This is a genomic window from Novosphingobium barchaimii LL02, assembly GCF_001046635.1.
GTDB lineage: Bacteria > Pseudomonadota > Alphaproteobacteria > Sphingomonadales > Sphingomonadaceae > Novosphingobium > Novosphingobium barchaimii.
In genome coordinates this window covers 100074-112816 of the sequence record NZ_KQ130456.1, presented here as the reverse complement: position 1 = coordinate 112816, position 12743 = coordinate 100074, and the positions used below count along the sequence as shown (strand labels likewise).

Annotated in this window: 13 protein-coding genes; 7 read left to right on the top strand and 6 right to left on the bottom strand. The window is 63.6% G+C overall.

Going from position 1 to position 12743, the window contains the following annotated elements; genetic code table 11:
• Positions 1-98: 98 nt before the first annotated feature.
• The 3 genes from V474_RS17255 to V474_RS17245 all read left to right on the top strand — a co-directional run bounded on the left by V474_RS17255 (position 99) and on the right by V474_RS17245 (position 1936).
• Positions 99-1262, top strand: coding sequence for a mechanosensitive ion channel family protein (locus tag V474_RS17255; protein WP_059152677.1), 1164 nt, complete (start codon positions 99-101; stop codon positions 1260-1262).
• 207 nt (positions 1263-1469) lie between these two features.
• Complete coding sequence (locus V474_RS17250; RefSeq protein WP_059152676.1) at positions 1470-1676, top strand: cold-shock protein; 207 nt, start codon at positions 1470-1472, stop codon at positions 1674-1676.
• A 71-nt stretch (positions 1677-1747) separates the two neighbouring features.
• The gene (locus V474_RS17245) at positions 1748-1936 is read left to right on the top strand and encodes a hypothetical protein (protein WP_059152675.1); all 189 of its coding nucleotides are present in this window, start codon (positions 1748-1750) and stop codon (positions 1934-1936) included.
• A gap of 240 nt (positions 1937-2176) precedes the next feature.
• Here the strand turns inward: V474_RS17245 and V474_RS26280 are convergent, their stop codons facing one another.
• On the bottom strand, positions 2177-2329 hold the full coding sequence (locus V474_RS26280; protein WP_169795092.1) for a hypothetical protein: 153 nt from the start codon (positions 2327-2329) through the stop codon (positions 2177-2179).
• A gap of 35 nt (positions 2330-2364) precedes the next feature.
• Positions 2365-2634, bottom strand: coding sequence for a translation initiation factor IF-1 (infA, locus tag V474_RS17240; RefSeq protein ID WP_043973776.1), 270 nt, complete (start codon positions 2632-2634; stop codon positions 2365-2367).
• Positions 2635-2958: 324 nt separating this feature from the next.
• On the opposite strand from infA, the gene V474_RS26850 reads away from it, so the two are divergent.
• Both V474_RS26850 and V474_RS17235 read left to right on the top strand, forming a co-directional pair.
• Positions 2959-3084 (top strand): hypothetical protein, encoded by a 126-nt coding sequence (locus V474_RS26850; protein WP_269085149.1) that lies wholly within the window; start codon positions 2959-2961, stop codon positions 3082-3084.
• Positions 3085-3188: 104 nt separating this feature from the next.
• Positions 3189-3470: a hypothetical protein gene (locus V474_RS17235; RefSeq protein WP_059152674.1), complete on the top strand. Its 282-nt coding sequence runs from the start codon at positions 3189-3191 to the stop codon at positions 3468-3470.
• A gap of 49 nt (positions 3471-3519) precedes the next feature.
• Here the strand turns inward: V474_RS17235 and V474_RS17230 are convergent, their stop codons facing one another.
• The 4 genes from V474_RS17230 to V474_RS17215 all read right to left on the bottom strand — a co-directional run bounded on the left by V474_RS17230 (position 3520) and on the right by V474_RS17215 (position 10279).
• Entirely contained in the window at positions 3520-5835 is a 2316-nt protein-coding gene (locus tag V474_RS17230; RefSeq protein WP_059152673.1) for a CDC48 family AAA ATPase, read from the bottom strand.
• Positions 5836-6493: 658 nt separating this feature from the next.
• Positions 6494-7276 (bottom strand): universal stress protein, encoded by a 783-nt coding sequence (locus V474_RS17225; RefSeq protein ID WP_059152672.1) that lies wholly within the window; start codon positions 7274-7276, stop codon positions 6494-6496.
• A gap of 411 nt (positions 7277-7687) precedes the next feature.
• A complete protein-coding gene (ppa, locus tag V474_RS17220; RefSeq protein ID WP_059152671.1) occupies positions 7688-8227 on the bottom strand; it encodes an inorganic diphosphatase in 540 nt (179 codons plus the stop codon).
• Between the two features lie 111 nt (positions 8228-8338).
• Complete coding sequence (locus V474_RS17215; RefSeq protein ID WP_059152670.1) at positions 8339-10279, bottom strand: M61 family metallopeptidase; 1941 nt, start codon at positions 10277-10279, stop codon at positions 8339-8341.
• Positions 10280-10383: 104 nt separating this feature from the next.
• Between V474_RS17215 and hisS the strand changes: the two genes are divergently transcribed.
• Positions 10384-11649, top strand: coding sequence for a histidine--tRNA ligase (hisS, locus tag V474_RS17210; RefSeq protein ID WP_059152669.1), 1266 nt, complete (start codon positions 10384-10386; stop codon positions 11647-11649).
• The gene (prfA, locus tag V474_RS17205; protein WP_059152668.1) at positions 11646-12716 is read left to right on the top strand and encodes a peptide chain release factor 1; all 1071 of its coding nucleotides are present in this window, start codon (positions 11646-11648) and stop codon (positions 12714-12716) included. Before hisS ends, prfA begins: the two co-directional genes overlap by 4 nt.
• The last annotated feature ends 27 nt before the right edge of the window (positions 12717-12743 follow it).

The window sequence follows — 12743 nt, the reverse complement described above, 5'->3', positions numbered from 1 at the left end:
CTTTCCATTTCGGGGCGGATTAGGGGCGCACTGCCCTTTTGCTGCGATGCACCGAGTTAGGCGCTGAAACTGCTGCATCGCAGCATGGTTCTATCCTCATGATCGAGCTCATCGAACGCTACGTCACGGGTTTGCCCGATTGGGCTGAGCCGCCGGTGCTCGCGATCCTGGCGGCGGTGCTGGGCATGGTGATCGCGCTGGCCATCCATGCACTGCTTTTCCGCATACTGGGCCGCATCGCCCGGGCCAGCGCCAGCGAATCCGATGACATCGTCGTCAACCGCCTGACCCGGCCCACCCGCTGGGCCTTCGTGGCGTTCGGCGTGGTCTTCGCGGCGAGAGAGACGCCCGCGCTGGAGGCGGTCTGGTCGCGCCTCTCAGGGTTCGTGATGCCTCTGTTGACCGGGTGGATCGCCATCGCGGTCCTGCACGCCTTCGTCGAGGCGATGATCGTGCGCGCCGACATCACTGTCGAGAATAATCGAAACGCGCGCCGCCGCCGGACCCGGCTTTCGATCTTCGCGCGTATGGGGACATTCCTGATCGTGTTTCTGACGATCGCAGGCATGCTGGCCTCGATCCCGGGGGTGCGCGAAGTAGGGGTGACCTTGATGGCTTCGGCTGGCGTCGCCGCGCTGGCCGTAGGTGCCGCCGCCCAGCCGGCGCTAAAGGCCCTGATCGCCGGTTTCCAGATGGCCATGACCGAACCGATCAGCATTGACGACGTCGTCATCATCGACGGCGAGTGGGGCCGCATCGAGGATATCCGCACGACTTACGTGGTAGTGCGGGTGTGGGACGACAGGCGGCTGGTGGTGCCTTCGAACCGTTTTCTGGAGGATACGTTCCAGAACTGGACGAAGACCAGTTCAGAACTGCTCGGGACAGTATTTCTCTACCTCGACCACGGGGTCGAGATTGGCCCGATCCGAGAGGAATATACCCGCCAGATCACCGCTCATCGCCTTTGGGACAGGCGTGCCCAAATTCTGCAGGTGACCGATTGCCGCGACCAGACGCTGGAAGTGCGCCTGCTGATGAGCGCGCGCGACGGGCCGATGCTGTTCGACCTGCGTTGCGAAATCCGCGAAGGGATGATGGACTGGATCCGCCGGGAAATGCCCGAAGCATTGGCCCGCCGTCGTCACATGCAGGTGACGCCGATGGAGATTGCCGCGTCCCCTTCTATGGTCGAGGCGCTCGCCATGACTAGCTCGACCAGAGGCAGTTCCGGGCCGGGTAACATCCCTGCGGTCAATTAAATCTGGGTTTAAATCTTCAGCCGTGCTACGATAAGGATCGCTGACGTCGAATTTTGCGACGGTTTTCGGCAATATTGGGACTTTGCGCCGGAATAAAATTCCTGCAATTCCTCCTTCTTGCGACGATTTCCTTTCACTAGACGACTTGACGCACGACCGGCGTCGCACTTGCACGTCACCACTACCGTTTCTTGAAAGGGAACAAACATGCCAACCGGCACTGTGAAATTCTTCAACGCCGATAAGGGCTACGGCTTCATTTCTCCGGAAGATGGCGGACAGGACAGCTTCGTGCACATCTCCGCCGTGCAGAGCGCAGGCATGCGCACGCTGGAGAAAGACCAGCGCGTTGATTACGAAGTCGAAGTGGGCCGGAACGGCAAGGCTTCGGCGGTCAACCTGCGCTCGGCCTGACACGGACGTTTTTTCGGGGCGGCGGGCCTTGCTCGCTCCCCGGCGTTCAAAAATTTGTCAGGAGTTCAAGCATGTCATTCAGCCGTGAATTCTGTGACGGTCGCGCAGCGGAAGCTGCTCTGGCCGCCGACACCGCAAAGCTCGACAACGTGCGCGATCGTGAACGGCGATCGGAAGCCGCATGGCGGACCATGTCCGAGCGTATCCGTCAGACCGAAGAAGCCCGCGACGCCAAGGAAGCGGCTCGTGTGGCCGATTGACCGAGGTGTGTTTTCTGCCCGGAGCGCTGCGATACTGCGCTGATGCGGCGTCTATGACGCGACATCGCGCACCAGGCGAAACGGGCCAGTGGGGCGTAAAGCTGCAACTGGCCCGTTTCGCCTGGTGCGCGATTACGTTTTTACTGATGTGCGGGGTGGCCGAAGCCTGAGGGACCGGCGGTCCCGAGGCCCTTTCCCGGCCTAAGCGCGGGAAAGGGGTGTACCTCTCGTTTTGTGTCTTCAGTCCACCATCGCAGCAACCAGGTGACGAAGGTCTTCCCTGGTCAGGAGGCCGGGGCCGGACTTCCGCATGGAAGCAGGCAGGGCCATCGCGGGATGGTTGAAGGCATTGGTCTTGGGGCGGTCCGAGCCGCCCATGATCGTTGTATGCATGATATCCTATAATCGCGGCAATGGGCCGCTGGTTCCTATCGTCTGAAATTACCGCGTCGTTGGCCCGGAGGACCACCCTGACCGGGTGTACGCTCACGAAACACGATGCGACCCTTGGTGAGGTCGTACGGGGTCATTTCGACGTGGACACGGTCGCCAACGACCGAGCGGATGCGAAACTTGCGCATCTTGCCGGCGGTATAGGCGATAATCTTGTGTTCGTTGTCGAGCAGTACGGCAAAGCGTCCATCGGGGAGGATTTCCTCGATGTAACCTTCCATCGTAAGCAGTTCTTCCTTGGCCAAGTCTTCTATTCCGAAAAAAGCGTTGCCCCCTGCCAACCGTGCTGTTGCAAAGTAAGCCTTGAGAGCCAAGCAGCTAGAAAAGGGAGGCGACACCGCGTGAAGCGGCTGCACAAATGTCCCGTCGCAGGCGACGCAGCGACATGCATATAGAGCGTCCTCGCGAAAATTGCAACTTCCGCGATAAGGTCCGGCTCAGAAACCGGCGCGGGGTGCACGCGCCTAGCCAGCTTGCCGGAAATGGCGTATGCTGACCACATTGCCGAGACGTTTTTGCACATCGGCGACTGAGAGACCCTTCGAGCTCCCGCAATCAGGAGCGCTGCCATGGACCTCGACCAGCCTCTTTTTTCCGACCGGCTGGGTCTGATCCGCTGGGTCGATGCTGGCCGTGGGTGGCGCCCGGTTTTCTCGATCATTCGCAGCCCGATTTCATGGAGCAGGGTTTCATGAGAACGCCACTGCCAACTGCCATGACTTCGGCTTTAGGCCAATTCCAGGTCAGCCTTGCGATTCGCCGTGTGGTGACACGCTATCACTCTTCTTGAGGACAATGCATGACAGACACTGAAGACGAAGACAGCCCCCAGACCAAGCCCCGGCGCACCCATTTCCGCCGGTCCGACGGGCCGAAGCTGACGCCGGATGCAGCCAGTCGGCAGGGCGCCGTAACCAAGCTGGCATTCGAGATGCTGGGGAAGGATGGGGCAATTGCCTATCTCAACCTCGACAGCGAAAGCCTTGGCGGACGCCCTCTCGATCTCGCGACGGCTTCGGTCGACGGGTTGAAGCGGGTTGAGAGCGATCTTGCCGCGCGGCGGGCGGGCGTGGGCGCGTAACAGCTGCTGAGTTCCTCCCCGAAACAAGCTCGGGGAGGAACCATTCCTGTCAGTCGCCGTGCTTCCTCTCACGAGTTGGCGCGACCATGCCCGGCGCGATGAAGCCGATCGGCGTCACTTCCATGGCGCGCTTCTTCAGCTCGCCCTTCATGCGCATGTATTCCGATTCCATTTCCTCGGTCACCGTGGCGCGGCTGTCTTCGAGGGCGTCCTCGAAGTCGGCGGCGGTCACCTGCTCAACCGCCGCACCGCGCTTGCGGATGGCGATCAGGCCGGCGCGGCGGACCACGTCTTCCAGGTCGGCGCCCGTGAAGCGCTCGGTCCGCGCCGCGATGCTGGCGAGGTCGACGTCGCCTGCCAGCGGCATCTTGCCAGTGTGGATGCCCAGGATATGTTCACGCCCCGGCCCATCGGGGGTGCCGACATAGACCAGTTCGTCGAACCGGCCCGGACGCAGCAGCGCGGGGTCGACCAGCGCAGGGCGGTTGGTGGCGCCCACCAGCACGACCGACTGCAGTTCCTCCATCCCGTCCATCTCGGCGAGGATCGTATTTACCACCCGGGCCGTCACCTGCGGTTCGCCGCCAGCCCCGCCCATGCCGCGTGCGGGCACCAAGCTGTCGATCTCGTCGATGAAGATCACGCAAGGCGCCACCTGTCGGGCGCGGGCGAACAGGCGGGCGATCTGCTGCTCGCTTTCGCCGTACCACTTCGAAAGCAGGTCGGAGGACTTGATCGAGATGAAGTTCGCTTCGGCCTCCTTGGCGACGGCCTTCGCGAGCAGGGTCTTCCCGGTGCCGGGCGGGCCATAGAGCAGGAAGCCCTTGGCCGGGCGGATACCCAGCTTGTGGAAGGCTTCCGGGTTCTTCAGCGGCAGTTCAATGCCTTCCTTCAGCTTGAGCTGCGCATCATCCAGACCGCCGATGTCGGCCCAGCCGATGTTGGGCACCTGAACCATGACTTCGCGCATCGCCGATGGCTGGACGCGCTTGAGGGCAGCAAGGAAGTCCTCACGCGTGACCTGAAGGCTTTCCAGCACTTCGTTGGGGATCGTGCGTGCTTCGAGGTCAAGGCGGGGCATGATCCGGCGAACGGCTTCGATCGCCGCCTCGCGGGCGAGGGCGGCGAGGTCCGCGCCGACGAAACCGTGAGTGGTGCGGGCCAGTTCGCTCAGGTCGACCCGTTCGCCGAGCGGCATGCCGCGGGTGTGGATGCCCAGAATCTCGCGGCGACCTGATTCGTCCGGCACGCCAATGACGATTTCGCGGTCGAAGCGGCCAGGACGGCGCAGCGCCTCGTCGATCGCATCGGGCCGGTTGGTGGCCGCGATGACGACGACGTGGGCGCGGCTGTTGAGCCCGTCCATCAAGGTGAGAAGCTGCGCGACGAGGCGCTTTTCTGCCTCGCCGTGGACCTGGTCCCGCTTGGGGGCGATCGAGTCGATCTCGTCGATGAAGATGATGGCGGGCGCGGCCTTGGTTGCTTCCTCGAAGATCTCGCGCAGGTGCTTTTCGCTCTCACCATAGCCGGAACCCATGATTTCGGGGCCGTTGATCGAGAAGAAGCTGGCCTCGCTCTCATTGGCGACGGCCTGTGCCAGGCGCGTCTTGCCGGTCCCCGGCGGGCCGTGAAGCAGCACGCCCTTGGGCGGCGCCACGCCGAGGCGCGTGAACAGTTCGGGATAGCGCAGGGGCAATTCCACCATCTCGCGCAGCTGGCGGATCGTGTCGCCCATGCCGCCGACGTCGTCGTAATTGACGTCGCCGCGCGCGTCGTGGGCTTCTTCGAAGACCTCACGCAGTTCCACTTCGGTGTTCTCGTCGATGTGGACGATCCCGCGCGGCGTGGTGGAGACGACGTTGAGGCGGATTTGCGTCAGCGCATAGGCGGGCGTGTTGAACATGCGGCTGAGCTGGGGCGGGATGTCCGCTACCTGCTGCTGGCCAGTGGTGGCGACCAGATCGCCCTGAACCATCGGGCGCCCGAAAAAGTTGCGCTTCAGCGCGGCGGCCGGTCCCTGTAGGCGCATGTCTTTCTGGGCAGGCGCGAAGACCACGCGCTGGGCGGGGCGCGATTCAGCCTTGCGGACCACCACATGGTCGCCCGATCCGACTTCTGCATTGCCGCGCTGCAATCCGTCGAGGCGGATGACCTCCAGCCCTTCGTCCTCGTCATAGGCCAGAACGGCGCGCGCCACGGTGACCGCCTTACCGGTTACCTCCAGCACGTCGCCTTCCAGCGCGCCGAGTTCGGACAATGCCTCGCGTGAGAGGCGGGCGATACCCTGGCCGCTCTCCTCCTGACGGGCGGCTGCTACCTGCAGCTTGACCGTGCGCTCGTCTGTCCTGGTTTCCGTATCCGCCATCGCGCTTCCCTTCTTCGGTCCTGCCCCTGATTTCCCCCGGCGGCAGATGCACGTGGGCTGGATCGGGCGGCGAGATCGAAAGCTAGGTATCGACTACCCGGTTTTCAAATGGCCCGATTGCAAACGAACCCCAGCGCACGGCGGCGGTTCCAGTGATCGATGGTGTGAAAGGCGAAATAGCCACGGTATGCGGGGCGCAGAAAGGTGTCCGGCCGGTTGCTGGCGGATACGTTTGCGCAAGGCAAAAAAAGGCCCGGTCGTTTCCGACCAGGCCATGGAAGTTTTGGGAGAGGATGCCTGAAAGGCACTCTCTATGTGCCCTTCATGGCCCTTTTGTGCAAGTGCGAAGCAACGCTAATTGGTTGCGAAAAACACAACATAAGTTGCACAATGCTGCATGAATCGCCGAAAATGACGGAAAAACCTCTGGCAATCCGCCTTGTATGATAATGAACCGACATTCAGGTTCTGCATTGGAGGCCGGCGCGATCACAGCGCACAGGCGATGGTCGCAAACGATTGCCTGCTGCGATGCGCCATTTGCTCAGCAAGGTAAGCACCATGGCACGCAAAATCGGCGCCGATCCCACGGAGGACCGGCGCCGATTGGGATTGGTCTCTATAATGTCCGGCAAAACGTGTCCGGGGCGTTGCCCGGTCAGTGCGCCAGCAACAAGGTGGGCCCGCCATCTTCGCCGAGAAAATACGCGGTGACCCCGCCAAACAGGAACTCGCGCAGGCGGCTCTTGCCATAGGCGCCCATGACCAGCAGGTCTGCGTGCGCCTGGGTGACCGCGATGGCGAGGGTTTTTTCGGTCGAATCGCGGCGTTCGTGTTCTTCGTATTCGGCGTTGACGCCGTGACGAGCGAGGTAGCGCAAGGCGTCGTTGGCAGGAAAACCGCCCTGCTTTTCTATTACCGAGATCAGTTTTACCGATTCGCAGTTCATCAACAAAGGCAACGAAGCGCGCAGCGCGGCCGCGGCCTGTTCGCCGCCGTCCCAGGCAATGCAGGCCTGCCTTATCGGCAGTGTCAGCGGCCGGTCGTCCGCCAGAACAAGGATCGGCGTGCGCGAGGTAAGGGCAAGGTCTCCGGCGAGTCCGCCTGAACGGGAGACCACTACGAGGTCGGCAAGCCGCGCCGCATAGGCAAGTGCAGTAACGGGATCGTCCTCGCAGCGCACGACATCGAAGGCTACACCGCTGCCTGCGAGTTGCGTTTCGGCCGTGGTGGCGACGGTGTCATCGTCCTCGCGTGCTTTCTCGAGGGCGTCGGACAGGACGTAGCTGCCGCCCATCGGGTCCATCGCGATGTAGCGTGAAACGGGCGTGTCGACGAGGACGGTAACGTGGCCCTCGGCGCGGCGGGCGATGTCTGCTGCGGTGGCAATCCGGGCGTCCCTGCCGGGCTTGCGGTCGGCATTCACGAGTATCGAGCGCATGATCTTATCTCCCTAACGTGCAGCCTTGAGCTTTAGTCCCTGGCCAGGCCGGTTCCATGACCGGGATCAAATGCGGGCGTGATCCGCGCTGTTCGGCTGGGACCAAGAGGAAACGAGCGGCGCGGGGGAGGGTTGCCTTGGACACATGTCGTAACACTCGGGCCATTCCCGATTGCCCGCAGCGCCAGCTTCCGAAGTGAAGACGGCGCCGTGGCGGATTTCGCGGGACCCTGCTCTGCTTCCGCGACCGCTTCCAGGTCCCTGCCGAAGTGCTGCTGCAGACGCTTCAAGCGCAGCGTATGGCGGAGCCTGTCGAAGCCTGTGCCTGAACCCAGAGAACGACAAAGGGGCCGATGGCTTGCGCCATCAGCCCCTCGTCCACATGGGGAGTGAAAATCGTCGAACGGACGATCAGGCCGTCTTGTCGGTCTCGTAGCGTTCGATGGCTTCCAGTACGATCCGGCGGGCATCTGCGGCGTTGCCCCAAGTGCCGACGCGGACCCACTTTTCCTTCTCCAGGTCCTTGTAGTGCGTGAAGAAGTGCTCAACCTGCTGGTAGACGATGTCGGGCAGGTCTTCCTTCTCGTTCACGTGCGAATAGTACGGGAACGTCGAATTGACGGGCACGCACAGCAGCTTTTCGTCGCCGCCATGCTCGTCTTCCAGGTTGAGGACGGCGATAGGACGCACCTTCACGACGCAGCCCGGGATGAACGGCGAGCGTGCGACGACCAGTGCGTCGAGCGGATCGCCATCGGGCGAGAGCGTGTGCGGCACGAAGCCGTAGTTCGCCGGGTAACGCATCGGCGTGTGCAGGATGCGATCGACGAACAGTGCGCCGGAAGCCTTGTCGAACTCGTACTTGACCGGCTCGCCGCCGACCGGAACCTCGATGACGACGTTGAGGCTTTCAGGCGGATTGTCGCCAACGGGGATCATGTCGATGCGCATAACGGTCCTTACTTTAACTGGCACGATACATACGCGCCGGTTGGATCACGATGCGCGCGGGCTTAGCGTTGCAACTATTGCACTGCAACCGCCTATTGGAATGAACGGAACTTAGTTGCGCCGGGCTGTCAGCAGCCGGTCCAGGCCGTTCGTCTTGCCCGGTGTGGTGCTTTCGAGCCACGGGTAACGCAGGCCCCCGTGGTAGTCGATTTCGATAGTCTGATACCGGTCGTCACGGCGGATCAGCAGGGCGATCGGTGCTTTCGAAGACTTTGCGGCGGTCACCGCATCCTTCATCACGTCCTCGCTATAGGCATGCCCGCCCACCGCTACGATTTTGGCGGTGTTGACGATGCCCGCGTTGAAGGCAGGTCCGTCCCACAAGGTGGAGGTGACTTCGCCGTCCTTGTTGAGATTGATGCCCAGCGAATACGTCAGGTCGAGCGTTTTGCGCGAATCGGCCACGCCCTTGTCATACGGGTTGGGCTTGTCCTGCCAGGTCAGTTTGTAGCCGGCCATCTCGATGCCCTTGAGCGGTGCGGGCTGGCCCGTCCCGTAAAGGCGGGTGCGCAGGAAGCTGGCCCAGTCATAGGGATAGACGCCGTTCAGTGTGGTGACGATCTCGTCAAAATCATAGGTCAGCTCGCCCCAGTCGCCGTCGCGCACGCCGAAGAAGGCCTTGGCGAAATCGTCGAGGCCCTTGGCGCCGCGCGTGCCCTGGCGGATGATCTGGTCCGCCTCAAGCCAGGTCAGCGCGCCCTCGGTGTAATAATCCTCGCTGCGGGTGAGCGAGAGATAGGGCAGCGGGCGGCGGCGATTGAGCTGCGGACCGGCGGTGGTGTCCTCCACCGAGCGCCAGCCGCGTCCCGGCGTGCCTTCCGCGAACTTGGCGGCGATGCCGGCAAGCGAGCCCAGGATCGTCTCGCGCGACTGCACGCCCGACCTTGCCGAAAGGAAATAGCCCCAGAACTGGGTCTGCCCTTCATAAAGCCACAACAGGGTGTTCTGCATCGGCTGCTGATAATCGGGCGTCCAGGCATCGGCGCCGCGGCGGAACTTGCCGTTCCAGCTGTGCACGAATTCATGCGCGATGACGTTGCGGTCCCAGGCCATGGTGTCCCAATCGGTCCAGGACTTGGGCTCCATCTGGTTCTCGCTGGAGCGGTGGTGCTCTAGGCCGATACCGCCCATGCGGTCGGTCAGGGCCAGGAGGAAGTCGTAGTGGTCGAAATGCTTGGCGCCGAAGGTCGCCAGCGCCTCGGAAACGAGATTGCGGTAGGTTTCGAGGTTCTTGGGCGCGATCTTCAACTGGGCCGGCTCGTCGGCGACGACGTCCATCCAGACGCCTTCGCCCAGATCCCAGCGCTGCGTGTAAATCCCTGCGAAAATCGGCGAATCGACCAGGCGCTCATAGTCGATCGTGCTCCACGTGACGGTGTTCGCGCTGCGGGCCATGCCGTCGAGCGCGGTGTAGACGCTCCACCCCTTGGGGAAGGTAACGGTCGGCTTCACCTTGACCTGCCGCACGTAATAACCAGCGGGGTAGAGGCTCATCTTCTCCCACTGCAGGTTGAGCATCTCTCGCGTCATCGTCACGCGGCCTTCGCTGGTTTGCAGCGGCGAGGTGTGGACGAAGCGGGCAGTGACCTCCTTCGTGCCTTCTGGCAGGGCGAGGTGGAAGGCGTTGACCGCCACGGTGTCGCGCACCCAGGCGATTTCCTTGCCGTCGGCGAAGAAGTGGACGTTCGCCAGCATCGCATAGGGGCCGGTTTCGGAGTGATTGCCGGGCAGCCAGCCGGGCTGGAGCAGGGTGAGCGACTTGGTGCCGGCCGCGACCGGAAAGCTTTGCGTCACCTTGTAGACGCCGCGTTCGATGTCGCTGGCGTCGATCCCCAGCGTCACCGTGCCGGCATAGGGCACATCGCGCGCGGCGGGAATTTCCGGTGGCAGCGGGGGCGCCATCGGGGTCGTGCGGGTAGGGTCCTGAGCCAGCGCCGAAGTGGAGAGGAACAGGGAGGCGAAGAGCGTTGTAGCCGCGAACCGATACTTCATTACGTGGTTCTTTGCGCCTGTTGCCGCATTTGGCAACCATCCAATCGCCCGGTTTCCTCAGGGACACTTTCCCCGCCGCGCCAATCGGGCTAAGCGCGCGCACCATGAGCAAAGCAGCATCCACCGCCCCGACCACCCCGCAGGCGATCAGGGGAACCCAGGACATCTTCGGCGCCGAAGCCGAGGCTTTCGCCCATGTCGTCGAGACGTTCGAGCGCGTCCGCAAGCTCTACCGCTTTCGCCGCGTGGAAATGCCGGTGTTCGAAAAGACGGCGGTGTTCTCGCGCTCGCTGGGCGAGACGACCGATGTCGTCTCCAAGGAAATGTATTCGTTCGAGGACCGGGGCGGCGAATCGCTGACCCTGCGCCCTGAATTCACCGCCGGTATCGCCCGCGCCTACCTGACGGACGGCTGGAAGCAGTTCGCCCCGCTCAAGGTCGCGACGCACGGCCCGCTGTTCCGCTACGAGCGTCCGCAGAAGGGCCGCTACCGCCAGTTCCACCAGATCGACGCCGAAGTGATCGGCGCCGCCGAGCCGATGGCCGATGTGGAACTGCTGGTCATGGCTGACCAGTTGCTCAAGGAACTGGGCATTGCAGACGGCGTGACCCTGCAGCTCAACACACTGGGCGACGCCGCCAGCCGCGATGCCTGGCGCGCCGCGCTGGTCGAATATTTCCGCGATCACAAGGACGCCTTGTCCGAGGATTCGCAGGATCGGCTGGAGCGAAACCCACTGCGCATTCTCGATTCCAAGGACCCGCGCGACAAGCCCTTCACCGCCGATGCGCCAAAGATCGACGACTTTCTCTCGGGCGAGGCGCAGGACTTCTTTGGCGCGGTGACCCACGGACTGGAAGCTGCTTCGGTGGACTTCGTGCGCGCCCCGGCGCTGGTGCGCGGGCTGGACTATTACCGCCACACCGCGTTCGAATTCGTGACTGACCGTCTGGGCGCGCAGGGCACCGTGCTGGGCGGCGGCCGCTACGACGGCCTGATGGCGGCACTTGGCGGCCCGGAAACACCGGCCGTCGGCTGGGCGGCCGGGATCGAGCGTCTGGCGATGCTTGTCGCCGATGCCGGACAATCTTCCGAGCCGGCTCTCACCGCGATCCTCGCGGTCGAGGATGATGCGGCGCTGTCCTTTGCGTTGAAAGCCCTCACCGCGCTGCGCCACCAGGGCATCGACGCCGAGATGGTCGCCACGGGTAGCCCGCGCAAGCGTTTCGACAAGGCGGTGAAGCTGGGCGCCAAGGTGCTGGCCTCGTTCGTGGTCAAGGACGGCGTACCAACCGCTAACCTGCGCGCTGGCGAGCCGACCGCCGAGTTCCTCGCGGTCGAACAGGTCCTGATGACGATCCAGCCGTGAGCATTTCCGACGCCCGCCTGGCCCAGCTCGGGGCACGCTTTGCAGAACTGGAGGCGCGCCTTGCCTCGGGCACGCTCGACAGCGATGCGTTCGTCGCCGCCAGCCGCGACTACGCCGAGATCGAGCCGGTGGCCCGCGTCGCCGCCGATATCGCGGCTATGCGCGGAGAATTGGCAACGCTCCAGAAGCTGGACGATCCCGATCCCGAGATGCGCGCCATGGCCGCCGAGGAAATCGCGCGCCTGAAAGCCGATCTGCCCGAGGCCGAACGCCGCCTTGCCATTGCCATGTTGCCGCGCGATGCGGCCGACGTGCGCCCGGCCATGCTGGAAATCCGCGCCGGCACCGGCGGCGACGAGGCCGCGCTGTTCGCCGCCGACCTCTACCGCATGTACGAGAAATATGCGGCGGAGCAGGGCTGGCGCATCGAAATGGTCAGCGCCAATGCCAACGACGTGGGCGGCTTCAAGGAAGTGGTCGCCAACATCAACGGCTCGGGCGTTTTCGCGAAGCTCAAGTTCGAAAGCGGCGTCCACCGGGTCCAGCGCGTGCCGGTGACCGAATCTGGGGGGCGCATCCATACCTCTGCCGCCACCGTCGCGGTCCTGCCCGAACCCACCGAGGTCGATGTGCAGATCGACGACAAGGACCTCAAGATCGACATCTACCGCGCATCGGGCGCGGGCGGCCAGCACGTCAACACCACCGATTCGGCGGTGCGCATCACGCACTTGCCCTCAGGCCTCGTGGTGATCTGTCAGGACGAGCGCAGCCAGCACAAGAACAAGGCCAAGGCGATGCAAGTCCTGCGCGCCCGCCTCTACGAGAAGATGCGCGACGAAGCCCAGGGCGCCGAGGCCGAGGCGCGCAAGGCCATGGTCGGCTCGGGCGACCGCTCGGAACGCATCCGCACCTACAACTTCCCGCAAGGCCGGGTGACCGACCACCGCATCAACCTGACTCTCCACCGCCTGCCTGAAATCCTCGAAGGACCGGGCCTGGGCGAACTGGTCGACGCCCTCATCGCCGAGGACGAGGCCAAGCGCCTCGCGGCAATGGATGGCTGAGGGTGAGCGGGGCAGCGGTGTACCTAT